Here is a 20,148-nt window from a genome sequence, read left to right as displayed (position 1 = left end):
TTTCGGCCTCCTACGCCGCGACCAGATACGAGAACACGGACTCGAGGGACTCGTCGGACGGCGAGACCGTGAGCAGGCGGATGCCGTGCTCGCGTGCCACCCTCGGCAGCAGGGCGGTGAAGCGACCGAAGTCGACGGCCTGGATGTGCAACGCGCCCTCGGCCAGGTCGACCTCGATCCCGGATGTCGACGGGTCGGCGATCAGCGCCGCCGCGAGGGTGCGGTCGTCGCTGGAGCGCACCAGGTAGCGGTGCGGGCGGTCGGTCATGAGACGGCGGATCTTGCGGAAGTCGCCGCTGGCCGCGTGCCGTCCGGCGACCACGACCTCGATGTGCCAGGCGAGTTGCTCGACCTCTTCGAGGATGTGGGACGAGAACAACACCGTGCGGCCCTCGTCGCCCATGCGTCGCAGCAGGTCCATGAGCTGCATGCGCTGACGCGGGTCCATGCCGTTGAAGGGCTCGTCGAGCAGGAGCAGCGAGGGGTCGTGGACGAGGGCGCTCGCCATCTTCACGCGCTGGCGCATGCCCTTGGAGTACGTGGAGATCTTCCGGTCCTGCGCGTACTCCATCTCGACCGTGGCCAGGGCCTTCTGGGCGGCCTTGGCACCCAGGCCGTGCAACTCGGCGTTGGCGACGACGAATTCGCGGCCGGTGAGGAAGTCGTACATCGCCTCGCGCTCGGGGACGATGCCGATCTGCTTGTAGATCGCCTCGTTGCGCCACACCTGCTGCCCGTCGAGGGTGACGGTGCCGGTGGAGGGGGCCAGGAAGCCGCCCATCATGTTGATGAGGGTGGACTTTCCGGCGCCGTTGGGGCCGAGCAGGCCGGTGACGCCGGGGCCGATCGTCATGGTGATGTCGTTGACGGCGACCACGTTGCCGAACCAGCGGGAGACGTGGTCGATCTGGAGCGTGGTCACAGTCCCACCTTCTTGTAGCGGCGCATCAGGAGGCCGTAGGCGGCGGCGATCAAGCCCAGGGTGACGAGGACGTACACAGCGCCTTCGCCGTTGCTCGGGCCCACCCCGCCGGGGAAGGCGGAGGTCGCTCCCAGGAAGGCGGACTGCACCCCGTCGATGAGCGTGACCGGCGAGAAGAGGCCGATCCAGGCGATGGCGCCGCTGCTGCCCCCGCCGTCGATGGCCTGCGCGTCGGCGATGGCCTGGAGCGTGGAGACCGCACCGTAGGAGATGGTCAGCACGGCGATCACGGCCGCGATGCCGAAGCCGCGGCGGGGCGTGACCGACGCGATGACCAGGCCGATTCCTGCGAACAGCAGCGAGAGCAGTGCGACGGACACGAGTCCCTGCGCGAATCCCTTGGTCTGGTCGGCGAAGTCGAGCTTGGCCAGCAGTGCGCCCACGTAGAGCACGAGCAGCGGGGCCGCGGTGAGGAGGAACAGCGCGGAGGCCAGCGCCGCGAACTTCGCGCGGACGTAGTCGGCGGTCTCGATCGGCCGCGAGAAGTACAGCGGCACGGTCTTGAAGCGCAGGTCGCGGGAGACGGACTGCGGTGCCTGCGAGGCGACGTAAAGGCTGATCACGGCCTGCATGACGATCGCGTAGCGCGTGTAGTCGACGGGCAGGTCGTTGGCCTTGGTGGCGACCGCGACGGCGACCATGATGGCCGCGGGCACGCACATCACCACGAACAGCAGCATCGGCAGCACCTTGGACTTGACCGAGCGGCCGAGGCCGTAGGAGCCGCGCAGGGACTGCGAGTAGAGGGACCGGGTCGCGTACGAGCGGCCGAGGCGGGGGCCGTCGTAGCTGCGGTAGCCGATGTTGTGGATGCGGGTCTGGTCACCCGACTGTGTGGTTACGGGCTGCTCAACCGCCATGGCCGACCGCCTCCTTCCGCTGTGCGTCGCTGCTCTGCTCGCTGTGCTCGGTGTCCGTGAAGACCTCCGAGATGTGGTGCCGGCGCTGCTCCATGCGCACCAGGCCGAGCCCGAGGTCGGCGACGACGTCGCGCACCAGGTCGTAGGTCTCCTCGCCCTGCGCGGTGAGCAGCAGGATGTGACCGGCGCCGGGAAGGCCGCCGCTGCCGTCGAGGACCTCCACCCCGCGCGCGTGGAGCGCGTCGCGCACCGCGCGGGTGCCGTCCGGGTGGTCGTCGGTGTCGGTGACCTCGATCGCGAGCGTCGTCGTGGTCTGGGTGAAGTCGGTGGTGGAGCTGGAGCGCAGCAGCTTGCCGCCGTCGATGACGACGACGTGGTCGCAGGTGCGCTCGAGTTCGCCCAGCAGGTGCGAGGTGACCAGGACCGAGATGCCGAAGTCGGTGTGGATGCGGCGGATGAGGCCGAGCATCTCGTCCCGTCCGACCGGGTCGAGGCCGTTGGTCGGCTCGTCCAGGAAGACCAGCTGCGGGTCGTGCACCAGGGCCTGGGCCAGCTTCACGCGCTGCTTCATGCCGGTCGAGTAGCCGCCGATGGGGCGGTAGCGCTCCTCGTACAGGCCGACGTGGCGCAGCGTGTCCGCGGTGCGCTCGCGCGCGGCGGCGGGTGGCAGGCCGGACATGCGGGCCATGTGGACGACGAACTCGGTGGCCGAGACGTCGGGCGGCAGGCAGTCGTGCTCCGGCATGTACCCGACCCGCTCGCGGATGGCGGCGCCCTTGGTGGCGACGTCGAGTCCGAGCACTTCGGCACGGCCCTCGGTGGCGGGGGACAGACCCAGCAGAATCTTGATCATGGTGGACTTGCCGGCTCCATTGGCTCCGACGAGTCCGGTCACCCCGGGCCCGATGTCCATGGTCAGCCGGTCAAGCGCGGTCACCCTGGGGAACCGCTTGCTCAGGCTTTCGGTCGCGATCACAGTCACGGCATAGACGGTAGTGACCCGTACCACTCAGGTCATCAGACCCGAGAGCCGTCTTGATATCAGACCTCAGGTGTACGGGGGTCTAAGGGTCACCCTGAGGTCTCACGCGATCTATTGACGCAACCTCTAACAACTGTCACATTCGTCAGTGTCAAGTTACGGGCACGTACCGCAGTCAGCGTGGACGAGGGTGGGCGGTGGCATGACGACGGCAGTGGCAGCAGGTACGGGTGAACTGGCCGCGGAACTGCGCGGGTTCAGAAAGGTGCAGCGCCTCGCGTACGAGTGCGCGGAAGCCGTCGCCGCGCAGCTGGAGCCCGGCATCACCGAGCGCGAGGCGGCGCGCATGCAGCGCGAGTGGCTGCGCGAGCGCGGTGTGCGTGACTGGTTCCACCTGCCCTTCGCGTGGTTCGGGAACCGCACGGCGTTCGTGAACTTCCGGGTCCCGCTGCAGTTCTTCCCCACCAACCGGCGCCTCGAGCCCGGGATGCCGTTCATCCTGGACATGGCCCCTGTGTACGACGGCTTCACGGCCGACATCGGCTACTCCGGCTCGCTCGGCATCAACCCGGTGCAGGACAAGCTGATGGACGACCTCGAGGCGCACCGCGAGCTGATCCTGCGCGAGGTGCGCGAGCGCCGGCCGCTGCGGGAGATCTACGACGACGTGGACCGGCTCATGGTCCGCCAGGGCTACGCCAACCGGCACCGCGCCTATCCCTTCGGCGTGATCGCGCACAAGGTCGACCGGGTCAGCCAACGCCGCTGGTCACCGCATGTCTTCGGGTTCGGCACCCAGTCCCTGAAGGGCCTGGCGAGCGACGCGCTGCACGGCCACCGCGAGGGCTGGTCCCCGCTCTGGTCGCCGTACCGCTTCTCCGACCACCCGCCGCAGCCGGGCCTGTGGGCGGTCGAACCGCACCTCGGCTTCAGAGGTACGGGCGCCAAGTTCGAGGAGATCCTGGTCGTCACCGACTCCGAGGACCCCGAGCAGAGCGCCTTCTGGCTGGACGACGATCTGCCGCATGTGCGGCGCTGGGCGGAGGAGAAGTGACGGTGCCGGTGACTCTTCAAGGCGCGCGCGAGCGCCGGGTGCGGAGCGGCGACGTCGAGCTGTGCGTCGCCGAGCTGGGCGAGCCCGGCCGGCCGACGGTAATGCTCGTGCACGGATATCCGGACAGCAAGGAGGTGTGGTCCGAGGTCGCGCCGCGGCTGGCCGACCGCTTCCATGTCGTGCTGTACGACGTCCGCGGCCACGGCCGGTCGACGGCACCGAAGCCGCTGCGCGGCGGGTTCACGCTGGAGAAGCTGACGGACGACTTCCTGGCCGTCGCGGACGCGGTCAGTCCGGGCGAGCCCGTGCATCTGGTCGGGCACGACTGGGGCTCGGTGCAGGCCTGGGAGTTCGCCACGGTCAAGCGCACCGAGGGCCGGATCGCGTCCTTCACCTCGATGTCCGGGCCCTCCCTCGACCACTTCGGCCACTGGATCGGCGGACGCCTCAAGCGGCCCACCCCGCGCCGGATCGGGCAGCTCCTCGGTCAGGGCGCCAAGTCCTGGTACGTCTACGCGCTGCACACGCCCGTACTGCCCGAACTGGCCTGGCGCGGCCCCCTCGGCAAGACCTGGCCGCGCATCCTGGAGCGCATGGAGAAGGTCCCCGGCGGCGGATACCCGACCTCGTCCCTGCCGACGGACGCGGCACACGGGGCATGGCTGTACCGGGACAACGTACGAGCCCGACTGAGCCGCCCGCGCGCGGACGCCTACGCACACGCGCCCGTGCAGCTCATCACGCCCCTCGGGGACGCCTTCCTGTCGGAGCGGCTCTACGACGAACTGGAGCAGTGGGTTCCGCAGTTGACCCGGCGCACGCTCCCGGCGAAGCACTGGATCCCGCGCTCCCGCCCCGACCAACTGGTGTCCTGGATCACGGAGTTCGTGACATCCGTCGAGGGCGGTCGGCCGAAAGGCGTGACCGCGACCGGGAAGTACGCCGACCGCTTCGGCGGGCAGCTCGTCCTGGTCACCGGCGCGGGCAGCGGCATCGGACGGGCGACGGCGTACGCCTTCGCGGAGGCCGGCGCGCGCGTGGTCGCCGTCGACCGGGACGCCGAGGCCGCGGGTCGCACCGCCGAAATGTCCCGGCTGATCGGCGCACCCGACGCCTGGGCCGAGACGGTCGACGTCTCCGACGAGCAGGCCATGGAGAAGCTCGCCGAGAAGGTCGCCACCGAGTACGGCGTGGTGGACGTCCTGGTGAACAACGCCGGGATCGGCCTGTCGGGCTCCTTCTTCGACACCACACCGGAAGACTGGAAGAAGGTCCTCGACGTCAATCTGTGGGGCGTCATCCACGGCTGCCGGCTGTTCGGCAAGCAGATGACCGAGCGCGGACAGGGCGGCCACATCGTCAACACCGCCTCGGCCGCGGCGTACCAGCCCTCCAAGGCGCTGCCCGCCTACAGCACGTCCAAGGCGGCCGTACTGATGCTCAGCGAGTGCCTGCGCGCCGAGCTGGCCGGCCAGGACATCGGCGTCACCGCGATATGCCCCGGCTTCGTCAACACCAGCATCACCTCGACCGCGCACTTCGCCGGTGTCGACGCCGATGAGGAGAAGCGCCGCCAGAAGAAGTCCGCGCGGCTGTACGGGCTGCGGAACTATCCGCCGGAGAAGGTCGCCGACGCGATCCTGCGGGCGGTGGTGCGGGGCGATGCAGTTGTTCCTGTGACGCCGGAGGCGCGTGGGGCATATCTCATGTCGAGGTTCACGCCGAAGGCGCTGCGCAGGATCGCACGGTTGGAGCCGCCGCTATGAGCGACGGGGGTCATGCGCGCGGGGGAGCGGTTGCCGGCGAAAGCCTGTCCGGGAGGCGCGGTGAGGCAGGGCGCGCGGCCGGGGCGGCGCCTGCGCCCCCCTACCGGATCGAGGACCTCGCGCACCTCAGCGGCGCCACCGTCCGCACCATCCGTGCCTACCAGGACCGAGGCCTGCTCCCCCGCCCGGAGCGCCATGGCCGGGCCAACCTGTACGCGGACGCCCATCTCAACCGCCTGCGCCAGATCGCCGATCTCCTCGACCGCGGCTACACCCTGGCGTCCATCAAGGAGCTCCTGGAGGCCTGGGACGCCGGTCGTGGCCTCGGTGGGGTGCTCGGGCTGGTCGCCGAGGTGGACGGGCCGTGGACCGACGAGGAGGCGGTACGGATCTCGCGTGCCGAGCTGGAGGAGCGCTTCGGCGGCACCCCGGACGACGCGGCGGTGGTCGAGGCCGTGGAGCTCGGCGTACTGGAGCCGGTCCCCGGTGACGAGGACTCGTTCGTCGTTCCGAGCCCTCAAGAGCTGGCTGTGGCGGTCGAGTTGCACGCGGCCGGGGTGCCGCTGTCCGCGATCTCGGGCCATCTGCGGGAGTTGAGGGGTCAGGTCGAGCACATCGCCGCCCGTTTCCTGGAGTTCACCACCGAACACGTCTTCGCACGCTACCTCGACGGTGCCCACCGTCCGACGGACGCGGAGGCGGCCGAGGCGGCCTCTCTCGTACGGCGGTTGCGTCCGCTCGCCCAGCACACCGTGGACGCGGAACTCGCCCGCGCCATGAGGCGGGTGGCCGTGCGACATCTGCGTCAGCACCTGGGCGCGGACGAGACGCCCGAACGTCAGAATCGGACGAGAGCTGTGCCCGTACCCGAGGAGACAATGCAGGCCGTTGAGGGCCTGGTTGGCGCAAAGCAATCAGCCGAGTTCATCGCGCTGGCCGCCGAACGGGAGGTACAGGCAAGGGCCTTGGATCGGCTCGCCACAAATCACGGCTCATCAGGTGATCTTGACGAAACCCCTTGAAACGACGGCTCGTTGTCCACAGAATCGCCAATTCCCCTGTGGATAACCGCACTTGGTTGTGGACCAAACATCCGGACTGAAATCGTTCGCGTGATTCGAGCCTCTCCCGGCAGTCTGGTGGCATGGACGAAAGACGCACCGTGAAGGTCTCGAAGTACCTCTCGAAGCACCTGCGCCACCAGCCCGAGCGCATCGGGCTCACCCTCGACGAGGGCGGCTGGGTCGAGATCGAGACCCTGATCGCCGCCGCGACCGCGCACGGATTCCGGTTCACCCGGGAAGAGCTGGATCACGTGGTGGCCGCCAATGACAAGCAGCGCTTCGCGATCGACGGCACCCGGATCCGCGCCAGCCAGGGCCACAGCATCGACGTCGAACTCGGACTGCCCCCGGCGACCCCGCCGGCCCACCTCTACCACGGCACCGTGGCTGGCAACCTGGCTGCGATTCGCAGCGCGGGCCTGCTCCCCATGAACAGGCACGATGTGCACCTCTCCGCGGACCGCGAGACCGCGACGCGGGTCGGAGCCCGGCGTGGCCGCCCGGTCGTGCTTTCCGTGGACGCCGGCGCCATGCACAGCGACGGCCATGTCTTCCACGTCAGCGCGAACGGGGTGTGGCTGACGAAGGCCGTGCCGCCGGAGTATCTGCGGTTTCCCGAGGCGCACTGATCCGGGCCGCCACGGGACCCCGAGTACATACCGGTGATCGACTCAGACACCGCTGATCGACTCGGACACCGCTGATCGACCGCGCTCCGTGGCTGAGCAGCCGCGGTCGGTGGCTGTTTCACGTGAAACCCATTCGGCCGCATAGGCTCGATGCATGAGTCTGCGCCTGAGCACCGTGATCCTCCCGTACCGCCGCTGGTCCGAGGGGGGCCGCCAGGCATGGCAGCGCGCGGAGGAGCTCGGTTTCCACACCGCGTACACCTACGACCACCTGTCCTGGCGGAGCTTCCGGGACGGCCCCTGGTTCGGCGCCGTGCCGACACTGACCGCCGCCGCGGCCGTCACCGACCGGCTGCGCCTGGGCACCCTGGTGACCTCGCCGAACTTCCGGCACCCGGTGAACCTGGCCAAGGAACTGATCTCCCTCGACGACATCTCGGGCGGCCGGGTCACGCTCGGCATCGGCGCAGGCGGCACCGGCTTCGACGCCACCGCGCTCGGCCAGGAGCCATGGACCCCGCGCGAGCGGGCCGACCGGTTCGCCGAGTTCGTCGCGCTGCTGGACCAACTGCTGACCGAGGACTCTGTGTCGTACGAGGGCGACTTCTACTCGGCGCACGAGGCGCGGAACATCCCTGGCTGTGTGCAGCGCCCTCGGTTGCCCTTCGCGGTCGCCGCGACCGGGCCTCGCGGCCTGCGGCTCGCGGCGCGCTACGGGCAGGCGTGGGTGACCACGGGCGACCCGAAGCTGTATGAGAACGGCACTTCTGAACAGTCGGTTCAAGCCATTCGCGGACAGGTCGGGAAGCTGGCAGACGCCTGCGCCGAGATCGGCCGGGACGTGGCTGGGCTCGACAAGATCCTGCTCACCGGGTTCACCCCGGACCGCGGTCGTCCGCTGGAGTCCCTCGACGCGTTCGTGGACTTCGCCGGGCGCCATCAGGAGCTGGGATTCACCGAGATCGTGGTCCACTGGCCGATCCCGGACTCGGACTTCGCGGCCGACGAGAAGGTCTTCGAGCAGATCGCCATGGAGGCCTTGGCGCAGCTGCACTGAGCTCATGGGAGCGACGGTGCTGGTCAGGAGGATGTGGGCGGTGTTCGCAGGGGCGGTTTCTCCTCAGGTGCGGACTCAGATGTGCGGGCTGCCGCACGGCCGTGCAGGCGTATACGGGAGAATGGCCCGGTGACCTCAGCGACTCGACAGCCCCAGACCCCGGCCGCCGCTGTCCGCCCGCGGCTCATCGCCACCGACCTGGACGGCACGCTGCTGCGGGACGACAAGTCGGTCTCCCCCCGCACGGTCGCCGCGCTGGCCGCCGCCGAGGAGGCGGGCATCGAGGTGTTCTTCGTCACCGGCCGCCCCGCGCGCTGGATGGACGTCGTCAGCGACCACGTCCACGGGCACGGCCTGGCGATCTGCGGCAACGGCGCCGCCGTGGTCGACCTGCACGGCGGCCCCGGCACCCACCGGTTCGTGAAGGTGCGCGAGCTGGCCCGGGAGAACGCCCTGGACGCCGTACGGCTGCTGCGTGACGCGGCTGAGGGCACGGTGTACGCGGTGGAGCAGACGTACGGCTTCTACCAGGAGCCGGGCTATCCCAAGCTGCACATGGAGATACCGGACGAGCTCGCGCCGGCCGAGCACCTCCTGGCGCCGGACGCCCCGGGAGCCGGCGAGCCGGTGCTCAAGATCCTCGCCTACCACCCCACCCTCGACCCCGACGCCTTCCTCACCCTCGCCCGCCTCGCCATCGGCGACCGGGCCAACGTCACCCGTTCCAGCCCCAGCGCCCTGCTGGAGATCAGCGGGCCCGGCGTCTCCAAGGCCAGCACGCTCGCCCTGTGCTGCGCCGAGCGCGGCATCTCGCACGAGCAGGTCGTGGCCTTCGGGGACATGCCCAATGACGTCGAGATGCTGACGTGGGCGGGCCAGTCGTACGCGATGGGCAACGCGCACCCGGATGTCGTCGCCGCCGCGTCGGGGCGGACGGTCGCCAACAACGAGGACGGCGTGGCCTTGGTGATCGAACAGCTCCTGGCGAAGCGGGCCTAGACCTACCCGAGCGGCGCTCCGCGTTCGGAGAGCCACGGCACCGGGTCCACGCCCGAGCCCAGTTCCGGAGTGACCCGCACCTCGAAGTGCAGGTGCGGGCCGGTGGAGTTGCCCGTCGTGCCCGACTGGCCGATCCACTGCCCGGTGTCGACCCGCTCGTCCTGGTCGACGGCGACGGAGGCGAGGTGGGCGTACTGCGTGTAGTAGCCGTCCGTGTGCCGGACGACGACCTCCATGCCGAAGGCGCCCGCGCACGCCACCTTCACCACGCGCCCGTCCCCGACCGCCCGCACGGGCGTGCCGATCGGCACCGCGAAGTCCTGCCCGGTGTGCCGCTTCGCCCAGCGCTTTCCACCGCTGCCGAACGCGGCGGACAGCTCGTACCTCGCGACCGGCGTGACCCAGGCGCTCGTGCTGTCCGTCTCCTTCTGGTCGAGCCGGACCGCACCCGGGCACGATCCGGCGGCCACGGAGACGTCGGCCTTCCCCTGCAACTCCCACCGCGCCTCTTCGAGCTTGTCCTCGATGCCCTGCTTGAGGTCAGCGAGCTCGGAATTGCGTTTCTCCAGCACCTGCCAGGCCGCCGCGGCCCTGGCCTCGTCCCCGGCGAGCCGCACCTCGGCGCGACGGCTCTTCTCGATGGAGTTGGCGACGGCCAGGTTCGCCTGCGAGAACACATGCTGACCGCGCATCAGCTGCTCCGGGCTCGTCGCGAGGATGATCTGCGCGGTGAGCGGCACGCCGCCGCCGTTGCGGTACTGGGCGCGTGCGATCCGACCGAGGTCCTTGTGCATGACGCCGATCTCCCGCCGCTCCCGATCCAGCAGCGCCTCGACCCGCAGTGCCTTCGCCCGCTGCACTTCTGCCCGCTTCCGCCCCGCTTCGTATCGCCCGGTCGCCACGGCCGCGTCCTCGTACAGCTTCAGCACCTGGGCGCTGAGGGTCGAGTCACCGCCGGTTCCGGTGCCGTTGTGGCCCGAGGTGCCCTTGCCGTCACCGGCCGCGTCTGCGGGCCGGGCCACGAGGCCGACGAGCACACACAGCAGCGCCGGAGCGACCAGGAGGCGACGGCGATATGAGCACATGTCAGCGATCCTGGCCCGCGGGGCGAGTGAGGGCCCTGTTCAAGTCGTACAGCTGGGGGATGTGTTGCTGCGGATGGGTCAGTACGGCCGTTGACGCGAGCGCCGGCGAGCGTCGCGCCACGCCAGGGCCGACAGTGCGTGGCCGCCGGACCGCAGGCGCCCACGGCCACGGTCCCGTCGGCCGCTACGGCGCCCCCACCAGCAGATCCGCCTGCTCCTCCCGCTCCACCATCCCCCGCAGCGGACCGTCCCCGGCGGCCAGCTCCGCGAACGTGCCCCGCTGCACCAGCCGCCCCTCGTCCAGGACGACCACCTCGTCGACGGCCTCCAGCCCGGCGAGTCGGTGCGTGATGAGCAGGGTCGTACGGCCCTCGGTGGCGGCCAGCAGGTCGGCGGTGAGGGCGTCGGCGGTGGGCAGGTCGAGGTGCTCGGCGGGCTCGTCGAGGACGAGGACGGGGAAGTCGGCGAGCAGTGCGCGGGCCAGCGCGAGCCGCTGCCGCTGACCGCCCGACAGCCGTGCCCCGTGCTCACCCACGAGCGTGTCCAGCCCGTCGGGCAGGCCATCGGACCAGTCGAGCAGCCGGGCGCGGTGCAGGGCGTCACGCAGGTCGGCCTCGGTGGCGTCCTTCCTGGCGAGGAGCAGGTTCTCGCGCACGGAACTGTCGAAGAGGTGCGCGTCCTGCGCACACAGCCCGACGAGACGCCGTACGTCGTCACCGTCCAGCGCGTGCGCGTCCACGCCGCCCAGCGTGTACGAGCCCGCGTCGGCGTCCAGGAAGCGCAGCAGCACCTGCGCCAGCGTCGTCTTGCCGGACCCTGACGGGCCGACCACGGCGATCCTGCGGCCCTTCTCCAGGGTCAGGTCGAGTCCGGCGAGCGCGTCCCGGTCCTGTCCGGCATGACGGGCGGTCAGGCCCGTGACGGCGACCGGGAAGGGCGATGCGGGCGCCTGCCGGGGCCGGGCGGGTTCCCGTACGGGCTCGGGCGCGTCCAGCACCTCGTATACGCGTTCCGCGCTCTTGCGCACCCGCTGCCGGTACTGCACGGCGAGCGGCAGCCCCAGGACGGCCTCGAACGCGGCCAGCGGGGTGAGGACGACAACGGCCATGGTCACACCGCCGAGCCGCCCGTCGGCGACCCCCTGGGCGCCCACGAGGGCGGTGGCGGCGACGGTGAGCCCGCAGATCAGCGCGGTGAGCCCGTCGCCGAGCGCGGTCGCTGAGGCGGCCCGCGAAGCGATCCGGGTCAGCGTGCCGTCGGCCCGCCGCGCCTCTGCAGTACGGCTGGGCAGGGCGCCGGCGACGGTCAGTTCCGCGGTGCCGGTGAGCAGATCCGTCACGCGCGTCGCGAGTTCTCCGCGTGCGGGGGCCAGCCGGCGCTCGGCGCGTCGGGCGACGGCACCGGTGAGGAACGGGACTCCGGCCCCGGCCGCGAGGAGCCCGGCCGCGAGCACGGCTCCGGCCTCGGGCAGCAGCCAGGCCGTGAAACCGACGGCCCCGGCGGACACGACGGTCGCGGCAGCGGCGGGCAGCAGCCACCGCAGCCAGTAGTCCTGCAGCGCGTCCACATCCGCGACGAGCCTCGACAGCAGATCGCCGCGACGCGTGCGGCGCAGCCCTGCGGGCGCCAGCCGCTCCAGCCGCCGGTACACGGCGACCCGCGTGTCGGCCAGCATCCGCAGCACGGCGTCGTGCGACACCAGCCGCTCGGCGTACCGGAACACGGCCCGCCCGATGCCGAAGGCCCGCGTCGCCGTCACGGCGACCATCAGGTACAGCACGGGCGGCTGCTGCGAGGCCCGCGAGATGAGCCACCCGGAGGTCGCCATGAGCCCGACGGCGCTGCCGAGCGCGAGGCTGCCGAGCACCAGCGCGAGGACGAGACGACCGCGCCGGGGACCGGACATGGCGCGGACGCGGGCGAGAACACCGCGCTTGGCTGCGGTGAGCGGCACGGTCCCGGCGTCTTCCGAAGCGGAACCGCTGTCCGGGTCCTGCTCGAGCGGACGGTCAACGGACGCCTTGGGCAAGGCCTCTGCCGACACCGGCGCCACGGCCTCCGACAACCGCACCACCCGGTCCGCCACGCCCAGCAGCGCCGGCCGATGCACCACCAACAGCACCGTCCGCCCCACCGCCAGCCTCCGCACGGCCTCAACGACCGCGGCCTCGGTGGCCCCGTCGAGCGCGGCCGTCGGCTCGTCGAGGAGCAGGACGGGCCGGTCCGCCAGGAACCCCCTGGCCAGCGCGAGCCGCTGCCGCTGCCCCGCGGACAGGCCGACCCCGTCCTCGCCCAACACGGTCTCGACGCCCTGGGGCAGCGCGTCCACGAACTCCAGCGCCCCGGCGTTCCCCAGCGCCCGCCGCACGGCAGCGTCGTCCGCGTCGGGACGCGCCAGCCGTACGTTCTCGGCGATCGTCCCCGCGTACAGGTGCGGCCGCTGCGGCACCCAGGCGATCCGTGAACGCCATTCCTCCAGATCGAGTTCGGCAAGATCCGCTCCCCCGACCAGGATCCGCCCCTCGGCCGGCCGCACGAACCCCAACAGTGCGTTGAGCAGCGTCGACTTGCCCGCCCCGCTCGGCCCGACGAGCGCGACCGTCTCCCCGGGCTCGACGGCGAAGGACACATCCGACACTGCGTCGGAGGACCGTCCGGGGTAGCGGACCGAGACTCCCTCGAACGACACCGCCCCCGTCGGCACCGCCGCGCTTCCCGACGCCGGCGCCGGAGTCTCCAGCACCTCGAAGATCTCCTCGGCCGCGGACAGGCCCTCGGCCGCCGCGTGATACTGCGCTCCCACCTGACGCAGCGGCAGGTAGGCCTCGGGTGCCAGCACAAGGATGACCAGGCCGTCGTACAGATGCATGTCGCCGTGGACGAGGCGCATGCCGATCGTCACCGCGACCAGGGCCACCGAGAGCGTCGAGAGCAACTCCAGCGCGAAGGAGGAGATGAAGGCGATCCGCAGCGTCCGCATGGTCGCCCGGCGGTATTCATCGGTGATCCGCCGGATCGACTCGGCCTGAGCCTTGGCACGCCCGAACACCTTCAGGGTCGGCAGACCGGCCACGACGTCCAGGAAGTGCCCGGACAGCCGGGACAGCATCCGCCACTGACGGTCCATCCGGGACTGTGTGGCCCAGCCGATCAGCATCATGAAGATCGGGATCAGTGGCAGGGTGCCGACGATGATGGCCGCCGACACCCAGTCCTCGGTCACGATCCGCGCCAGCACGGCGATCGGCACGACCACCGCGAGCCCCAGCTGCGGCAGGTAGCGCGAGAAGTAGTCGTCGAGGGCGTCGACGCCCCGCGTGGCGAGCGCGACCAGCGATCCGGTCCGCTGTCCGCTCAGCCAGTCGGGCCCCAGCTCGGTCGCCCGCTCCAGCAGTCGCCCGCGCAGCTCCGACTTCACAGCGGCGCTGGCACGGTGAGCGGCGAGTTCGGTGAGCCAAGCGACTACGGCGCGGCCGATGGCCACGGCCACCAACAGCATTAGGGGAGTGCGCAGTTCAGCCGCGGACATCCCGTGCTGGAACGCCCCCACCACCGCCTCGGCGATGAGCATCGCCTGCGCGATGACCATCACGGCACCGACGGCGCCCAGGCCTACGACCGCGATCAGGAAGAGGCGAGTGGCGCGGGCGTATCGGAGAAGACGCGGATCGATCGGTTTCACGTGAAACATGCCCTTCGGTCCAGGGCGGGGTGTTTCACGTGAAACATCGTGAACCACCCCGCCACAGCGGACTCAGTGCTTGGCCCCCGAAGCGGCGTTCGCAGCAATGTGCTGCGTGCCGATCCGCTTGCGGAAGACCCAGTAGGTCCAGCCCTGGTAGAGCATGACGACCGGTGTGGCGATCACCGCGCACCACGTCATGATCTTCAGGGTGTACGGGCTCGACGAGGCATTGGTGACCGTGAGGGACCACTCGTCATTGAGTGAGGACGGCATGACGTTCGGGAAGAGCGTCAGGAAGAGCATCGCGACGGCGGCCACGATGGTGACGCCGGAGAAGGCGAACGACCATCCCTCGCGCCCCGCTTGGTTCGCCACCAGCGCCGCCACCAGCGCGGCCACGGCCACCACGAGCGCGACCAGGCTCTGACCGTCGCCGTTCTCGACCTGCGTCCAGAGCAGGAAGATCAGCGCCAGCACGGCGGCGGCGAGTCCGACCCACAGGGCCAGCTTCCGCGCCCGCTCCCGGATCTCCCCCACGGTCTTGAGCGCGGTGAACACCGCACCGTGGAAGGTGAACAGCGTCAGCGTCACCAGACCACCGACCAGCGCGTACGGGTTGAGCAGGTCCAGGACGTTGCCGACGTACTCGTGGTTCTCGTCGAGCTTCACGCCCCGCACGATGTTGCCGAAGGCCACACCCCACAGGAACGCCGGGAGCAGCGAGCACCAGAAGATGGCGTTCTCCCAGTTGCGCTGCCAGTGCTCCTCGGGCCGCTTCGCGCGGTACTCGAAGGCGACGCCCCGGACGATCAGACAGACCAGGATGAGCAGCAGCGGCAGATAGAAGCCGGAGAAGAGCGTGGCGTACCACTCGGGGAAGGCAGCGAAGGTGGCGCCGCCCGCCGAGAGCAGCCACACCTCGTTGCCGTCCCAGACGGGACCGATGGTGTTGATCAGCACCCGTCGCTCGGGCCGGTTGCGGGCCAGCAGCTTGGTGAGGACGCCGACCCCGAAGTCGAAGCCCTCCAGGAAGAAGTAGCCGATCCACAGGACGGCGATCAGGACGAACCAGACGTCGTGAAGTTCCATGACTGTGCAGCTCCCTCGGCCTAGTACGAGAAGGCCATCGGCTTGTCGGCGTCACGGTCGTCGCCGCCGATCTTCGTTGGCGGGTTCAGGTCGGCCTCGGTGAGCTCGGGCGGGCCGGCCTTGACGTACTTCGCGAGGAGCTTGACCTCGACGACGGCGAGGATGGCGTACAGCGTCGTGAAGACGATCATCGAGGTGAGGACCTCGCCCTGGGATACGCCGGGGGAGACCGCGTCCCGAGTGCGCAGGACGCCGTACACGACCCACGGCTGACGGCCCATCTCGGTGAAGATCCAGCCCCAGGAGTTGGCGATCAGCGGGAAGGCCAGGGTCCAGATGGCGATCCGCCAGTACCACGTGGTCAGCTTCGGACCGAGCGCCTTCTTCGGGAGCAGCACCAGATGCGGCACCTCGTCGTCACCGACCCTCAGGTGCTGCGGCAGCATGAACTTCTTGCGGGTCAGCCAGAGTCCGATCAGGCCGATGGTGAAGGACGCCATGCCGAAGCCGATCATCCAGCGGAAGCCCCAGTAGGCGACGGGGATGTTGGGCCGGTAGTCGCCGGGACCGTACTTCTCCTGCTCGGCCTTGTTGACGTCGTTGATGCCGGGGACGTATGAGGTGAAGTCATCCTTGGCCAGGAAGGACAGCAGGCCGGGGATCTCTATGGCGACCTTGTTGTGGCCCTTGTCGACGTCGCCGACGGCGAAGATCGAGAAGGGCGCCGGCTCCTCGCCGTCCCACAGAGCTTCGGCCGCGGCCATCTTCATCGGCTGCTGCTCGTACATGATCTTGCCGAGCGTGTCACCGCTGATCGCGGTGAGCAGGCCACCGATGGCGACGGTGACCAGGCCGAGCCTGAGCGAGGTCTTCATATCGCGGATGTGCTTCTTGCGCAGCAGGTGGAAGGCGGAGATGCCGACCATGAACGCGCCACCGGTGAGGAAGGCCGCCGAGAGGGTGTGGAAGGCCTGGGCGAGCGCGGTGTTCTGGGTCAGCACGAGCCAGAAGTCGGTGAGCTCGGCCCGCCCCTTCGCCTCGTTGATCCGGTAGCCGACGGGATGCTGCATCCAGGAGTTGGCCGCCAGGATGAAGTACGCCGACAGGATCGTGCCGATGGAGACCATCCACATACAGGCCAGGTGGATCTTCTTCGGCAGCTTGTCCCAGCCGAAGATCCATAGCCCGATGAAGGTGGACTCGAAGAAGAAGGCGATCAGGGCCTCGAAGGCGAGCGGGGCGCCGAACACGTCACCGACGAAGCGGGAGTAGTCGGACCAGTTCATGCCGAACTGGAACTCCTGCACGATGCCGGTGACGACACCCATCGCGATGTTGATCAGGAAGAGCTTGCCCCAGAACTTCGTCGCTCTGAGGTACTTCTCCTTCTCCGTGCGCACCCATGCGGTCTGTAGCCCGGCCGTGAGGGCGGCCAGCGAGATCGTCAGGGGGACGAACAAAAAGTGGTAGACGGTGGTGATACCGAACTGCCAGCGCGCCAGAGTCTCCGGCGCCAAAGCCAGGTCCACGTCGCCGCTCCTTACCTGCCGCTTGTGAAAGCGTTCACATTCACAAGCAATTATGCAGCACGCCTATCCCTGCCCTCAAAGGGGGGGTCCTTCGTCGAGATCAGCCCCTTGGCGCACACTTCAACATATTGTTGAATCGGTGCCATGCAGACACCGACGCCCCTACAGATACTGATCTCCTGGCCCGCGGGACACCTCACCGCGACCCTCGACGACACTCCCACCACGCAGGCCCTCGTCAAGGCCCTGCCCCTCGCCTCCACGGCCCGCACCTGGGGAGAGGAGGTCTACTTCGACACGGGCGTCGCGGTTCCACGTGAAACCAGCGCCCAGCAGGTCGTCGAGCCGGGCACGGTCGCCTTCTGGACCGACGGAGACGCGCTCGCCCTCCCCTACGGGCCCACACCGATCTCGCGAGGCGAGGAGTGCCGCCTCGCGAGCCCGTGCAACGTTCTGGGCCGCATCGACGGCGACCCCCGTCTGTTGGCGACGGTCCGCGACGGCGACCCCGTCCGCGTGGAGCTGGTGGACGCCTGACCGTGCCCGTGGAGCCCTAGAACTCCTTCCGGAACCCTTCCGCCACCTTCAGGAAGATGTCGTTCGCCTCGTCCTCCCCGATCGTCACCCGCACACCCTCGCCCGGGAACGGCCGGATCACGACGCCTGCCTGCTCACACGCCTGAGCGAAGGCGACCGTGCGCTCCCCCAGGCGCAGCCACACGAAGTTGGCCTGGGTCTCGGGCACCGTCCAGCCCTGAGCGCGCAGCCCGTCGACCACGCGGTTGCGCTCGCACACCAACGAGCCGACCCGGCCGATCAGTTCGTCCTCGGCACGCAGCGAGGCGATCGCCGCCTCCTGCGCGACGTGGCTCACCCCGAACGGCACGGCCGTCTTGCGCAGGGCCGCCGCGACCGGCTCGTGGGCGATCGCGAAACCGACGCGGAGGCCGGCGAGACCGTACGCCTTGGAGAAGGTCCGCAGAACACAGACGTTCGGCCGCTCGCGGTAGATCTCCACCCCGTCCGGCACCTCGGGGTCACGGATGAACTCGCGGTACGCCTCGTCCAGCACCACCAGGACGTCACTGGGCACCCGATCCAGGAACCGCTCCAGCTCGGCCCGCCTCACGACCGTGCCCGTCGGGTTGTTGGGGTTGCAGACGAAAATCAGCCTGGTGCGGTCGGTGATGGCGGCGGCCATCGCATCCAGGTCGTGCACATCGCCCGCGGTCAGCGGCACCTTGACGGACGTGGCGCCGCTGATCTGCGTGATGATCGGGTACGCCTCGAAGGACCGCCAGGCGTAGATGACCTCGTCACCGGGTCCGGCGGTGGCCTGGATCAGCTGCTGGGCGACGCCGACCGAGCCGGTGCCGGTGGCCAGGTGGGAGATCGGGACGCCGAAGCGCTCCGACAGCTCGTTCATCAGCCCCGTGCACATCATGTCGGGGTAGCGGTTGAAGGACGAGACGGCGGCCGTCACGGTCTCCATCACGCCGGGCAGCGGCGGATAGGGGTTCTCGTTGGAGGACAGCTTGTAGGCCACCGGACCACCGGCCGTGGCAGGCTTGCCCGGCTTGTAGGTGGGGATACCCTCCAGCTCGACGCGCAGCTTGGGGCTCATCTCGCTCACCGCAGTCCTCCTCACGACCACCGGCGGCCATCACCACCGCCGGCTCCAATACTGCTCACCTTATGAGGATTCGGCGCCGATGCGTACAGGTGAGGGAGGGTCGATACGCAGGGAAGGGGCGGGCCCGTCTGTTGATCCCTCCTGTCACACCTGCATCAGGGGCATCAGGGTACGAAGGCGCACGAATTAGGGGGCGCGCCACACATATATCTACGCGCCGGTGGCTCACTCCGTGGCGCGCATCACCCGTGAAGGTGAGTTGAGACCTCTTCGAAACATCGGTCACTTGGCAGGCCCATGCGCGCCGACAAGTCACGTCCTGCCATAGGATCGTTCAACTCCCTTGTTTTTAAAGGGCATTGACGCATGATGACCTTGCAGAAACGTGTCTGTCAACGCGTGCATATGCGTCCGCACTACCCCACCGAATGAGCCCTACTATCGGCTCGCCATGACAGCAGCAGGGAAGCACCAGGTGAGCCGCGCGGAAACCTCTCGTCGAGGCAGTCGACCCGGCCGGGCGGGTATCAGAGACGTGGCCGCCGCCGCGGGGGTCTCCATCACGACCGTCTCCGACGCCCTCAACGGCAAGGGCAGGCTCCCGGACGCCACCCGACGCCATGTCCGCGAAGTCGCCGACCGGCTGGGCTACCGCCCGTCGGCCGCCGCCCGCACACTCCGTACGGGCAAGTCAGGACTCATCGGCCTGACCGTGACGACATACGGGGATGAACCTTTCACCTTCACGGAGTTCGCGTACTTCGCCGAGATGGCACGCGCCGCCACTTCGGCCGCGCTCGCCCGCGGCTACGCCCTCGTGATCCTCCCCGCGACCTCACGTCACGACGTCTGGTCGAACGTCGCCCTCGACGGCACGGTCGTCATCGACCCGTCCGACCATGACCCGGTCGTCAGTGAGCTGGTCAGACAGGGTCTGCCGGTCGTCTCCGACGGCCGCCCGGCCGGCTCGCTCCCGGTCACCGCCTGGGTCGACAACGACCACGAGGCCGCCGTGATGGGCATCCTCGACCACCTGGCCGACGCCGGCGCCCGCCGGATCGGACTGCTGACGGGCACCACGACGGACACGTACACCCATCTGTCGACCACCGCCTATCTGCGCTGGTGCGAACGGGTCGGCCAGGACCCGGTGTACGAGGCCTACCCGGCGCACGACCCGTGCGCGGGCGCCGTCGCCGCCGACCGGCTGCTCGCCCGCCCCGACCGGCCCGACGCGGTCTACGGACTGTTCGATCCGAACGGCACGGACCTGCTCGCCGCAGCCCGCCGCTACGGGATGCGCGTACCGGACGACCTGCTTCTCGTGTGCTGCAGCGAGTCCACGGTGTACGCCAACACCGAGCCGCCGGTCACCACGCTCTCCCTGAAGCCCCGCCGCATCGGCACGGCCGTGGTGCAGCTCCTCATCGACGCCATCGAGGGGGTCGAGTCGGACCAGCCGGTCGAGCAGGTGATACCGACCGAGTTGATTGTGCGTACCTCGTCCCAGCGACGCCCGCCGCGTACGACGGTCAGCCCGCCCCGGTCGCCCGAGGGCCGGTAGAAACCGGGCGGAGACCTGCGGCAGATGCCGGACGAGGAGCGGCAGAGGCAGGTCGAGGGACTGCAGCAGCGGGGCGAGGGGCTTCAGGAGCAGCTCGAGGGGCGTCAGGAACGCGGCGATCGAGCTGCCGAAGCCCGGGCCAATCGGGGCGAAAGCCGCAGCGGACAGGA

The 20,148-nt window shown here is 69.7% G+C and carries 16 protein-coding genes; 8 read left to right on the top strand and 8 right to left on the bottom strand.

Annotated features, from left to right (window positions below):
* Window positions 1-10: 10 nt before the first annotated feature.
* The 3 genes from OG331_RS25910 to OG331_RS25900 are packed head-to-tail and all read right to left on the bottom strand — an operon-like array spanning window position 11 to window position 2,818.
* A complete protein-coding gene (locus OG331_RS25910; RefSeq protein WP_328880580.1) occupies window positions 11-922 on the bottom strand; it encodes an ABC transporter ATP-binding protein in 912 nt (303 codons plus the stop codon).
* A complete protein-coding gene (locus OG331_RS25905) occupies window positions 919-1,842 on the bottom strand; it encodes an ABC transporter permease (protein WP_406200333.1) in 924 nt (307 codons plus the stop codon). Before OG331_RS25905 ends, OG331_RS25910 begins: the two co-directional genes overlap by 4 nt.
* A complete protein-coding gene (locus OG331_RS25900; RefSeq protein WP_406210273.1) occupies window positions 1,832-2,818 on the bottom strand; it encodes an ABC transporter ATP-binding protein in 987 nt (328 codons plus the stop codon). The genes OG331_RS25905 and OG331_RS25900 overlap by 11 nt, the downstream gene beginning before the upstream one ends.
* A gap of 208 nt (window positions 2,819-3,026) precedes the next feature.
* Between OG331_RS25900 and OG331_RS25895 the strand changes: the two genes are divergently transcribed.
* From OG331_RS25895 to OG331_RS25870, 6 genes are all read left to right on the top strand, one after another.
* Window positions 3,027-3,878 carry a M24 family metallopeptidase gene (locus OG331_RS25895; RefSeq protein WP_406200330.1) on the top strand — a complete coding sequence of 284 codons (852 nt, stop codon included), beginning with the start codon at window positions 3,027-3,029 and terminating at the stop codon, window positions 3,876-3,878.
* A gap of 8 nt (window positions 3,879-3,886) precedes the next feature.
* Window positions 3,887-5,644, top strand: a complete 1,758-nt coding sequence (locus tag OG331_RS25890) for an SDR family oxidoreductase (protein ID WP_406210270.1) — start codon at window positions 3,887-3,889, stop codon at window positions 5,642-5,644.
* Window positions 5,641-6,666: a MerR family transcriptional regulator gene (locus tag OG331_RS25885; protein WP_406200328.1), complete on the top strand. Its 1,026-nt coding sequence runs from the start codon at window positions 5,641-5,643 to the stop codon at window positions 6,664-6,666. The genes OG331_RS25890 and OG331_RS25885 overlap by 4 nt, the downstream gene beginning before the upstream one ends.
* 122 nt (window positions 6,667-6,788) lie before the next feature.
* Window positions 6,789-7,337: an RNA 2'-phosphotransferase gene (locus OG331_RS25880; RefSeq protein ID WP_406200325.1), complete on the top strand. Its 549-nt coding sequence runs from the start codon at window positions 6,789-6,791 to the stop codon at window positions 7,335-7,337.
* Between the two features lie 154 nt (window positions 7,338-7,491).
* The gene (locus OG331_RS25875) at window positions 7,492-8,394 is read left to right on the top strand and encodes an LLM class flavin-dependent oxidoreductase (protein WP_406200323.1); all 903 of its coding nucleotides are present in this window, start codon (window positions 7,492-7,494) and stop codon (window positions 8,392-8,394) included.
* Between the two features lie 129 nt (window positions 8,395-8,523).
* Window positions 8,524-9,393 (top strand): HAD hydrolase family protein, encoded by an 870-nt coding sequence (locus OG331_RS25870; protein ID WP_406200320.1) that lies wholly within the window; start codon window positions 8,524-8,526, stop codon window positions 9,391-9,393.
* 2 nt (window positions 9,394-9,395) lie between these two features.
* Here OG331_RS25870 and OG331_RS25865 read toward each other — a convergent pair whose 3' ends face one another.
* From OG331_RS25865 to OG331_RS25850, 4 genes are all read right to left on the bottom strand, one after another.
* A complete protein-coding gene (locus OG331_RS25865) occupies window positions 9,396-10,478 on the bottom strand; it encodes a M23 family metallopeptidase (protein WP_406200318.1) in 1,083 nt (360 codons plus the stop codon).
* A gap of 184 nt (window positions 10,479-10,662) precedes the next feature.
* Window positions 10,663-14,169, bottom strand: coding sequence for a thiol reductant ABC exporter subunit CydD (cydD, locus tag OG331_RS25860; protein WP_406200316.1), 3,507 nt, complete (start codon window positions 14,167-14,169; stop codon window positions 10,663-10,665).
* Between the two features lie 63 nt (window positions 14,170-14,232).
* Complete coding sequence (gene cydB, locus OG331_RS25855) at window positions 14,233-15,252, bottom strand: cytochrome d ubiquinol oxidase subunit II (protein ID WP_406200314.1); 1,020 nt, start codon at window positions 15,250-15,252, stop codon at window positions 14,233-14,235.
* A gap of 20 nt (window positions 15,253-15,272) precedes the next feature.
* A complete protein-coding gene (locus tag OG331_RS25850; RefSeq protein ID WP_406200311.1) occupies window positions 15,273-16,781 on the bottom strand; it encodes a cytochrome ubiquinol oxidase subunit I in 1,509 nt (502 codons plus the stop codon).
* A 144-nt stretch (window positions 16,782-16,925) separates the two neighbouring features.
* Here OG331_RS25850 and OG331_RS25845 point away from each other — a divergent pair, with 144 nt between their 5' ends.
* Window positions 16,926-17,318: a cyclophilin-like fold protein gene (locus OG331_RS25845; RefSeq protein WP_363040388.1), complete on the top strand. Its 393-nt coding sequence runs from the start codon at window positions 16,926-16,928 to the stop codon at window positions 17,316-17,318.
* A gap of 16 nt (window positions 17,319-17,334) precedes the next feature.
* On the opposite strand, the gene hisC is transcribed toward OG331_RS25845, so the two are convergent.
* Entirely contained in the window at window positions 17,335-18,414 is a 1,080-nt protein-coding gene (gene hisC / locus OG331_RS25840) for a histidinol-phosphate transaminase (RefSeq protein ID WP_406200308.1), read from the bottom strand.
* 451 nt (window positions 18,415-18,865) lie between these two features.
* On the opposite strand from hisC, the gene OG331_RS25835 reads away from it, so the two are divergent.
* A complete protein-coding gene (locus OG331_RS25835; RefSeq protein WP_406200305.1) occupies window positions 18,866-19,978 on the top strand; it encodes a LacI family DNA-binding transcriptional regulator in 1,113 nt (370 codons plus the stop codon).
* Window positions 19,979-20,148 lie beyond the last annotated feature (170 nt).

This window comes from Streptomyces sp. NBC_01017, assembly GCF_045162795.1.
GTDB classification, from domain to species: Bacteria; Actinomycetota; Actinomycetes; order Streptomycetales; family Streptomycetaceae; genus Streptomyces; species Streptomyces machairae.
This window is presented reverse-complemented; position numbering and strand designations above follow the sequence as displayed.

What these genes read in the sequence shown, in the direction of transcription:
- cydB (WP_406200314.1), bottom strand. Translation starts at nt 15,252, where the DNA reads ATGGAACTTCACGACGTCTGGTTCGTCCTGATCGCCGTCCTGTGGATC.
- OG331_RS25835 (WP_406200305.1), top strand. Translation starts at nt 18,866, where the DNA reads ATGACAGCAGCAGGGAAGCACCAGGTGAGCCGCGCGGAAACCTCTCGT.
- OG331_RS25880 (WP_406200325.1), top strand. Translation starts at nt 6,789, where the DNA reads ATGGACGAAAGACGCACCGTGAAGGTCTCGAAGTACCTCTCGAAGCAC.
- OG331_RS25875 (WP_406200323.1), top strand. Translation starts at nt 7,492, where the DNA reads ATGAGTCTGCGCCTGAGCACCGTGATCCTCCCGTACCGCCGCTGGTCC.
- OG331_RS25845 (WP_363040388.1), top strand. Translation starts at nt 16,926, where the DNA reads ATGCAGACACCGACGCCCCTACAGATACTGATCTCCTGGCCCGCGGGA.
- OG331_RS25885 (WP_406200328.1), top strand. Translation starts at nt 5,641, where the DNA reads ATGAGCGACGGGGGTCATGCGCGCGGGGGAGCGGTTGCCGGCGAAAGC.
- OG331_RS25865 (WP_406200318.1), bottom strand. Translation starts at nt 10,478, where the DNA reads ATGTGCTCATATCGCCGTCGCCTCCTGGTCGCTCCGGCGCTGCTGTGT.
- cydD (WP_406200316.1), bottom strand. Translation starts at nt 14,169, where the DNA reads ATGTTTCACGTGAAACCGATCGATCCGCGTCTTCTCCGATACGCCCGC.
- OG331_RS25895 (WP_406200330.1), top strand. Translation starts at nt 3,027, where the DNA reads ATGACGACGGCAGTGGCAGCAGGTACGGGTGAACTGGCCGCGGAACTG.
- OG331_RS25905 (WP_406200333.1), bottom strand. Translation starts at nt 1,842, where the DNA reads ATGGCGGTTGAGCAGCCCGTAACCACACAGTCGGGTGACCAGACCCGC.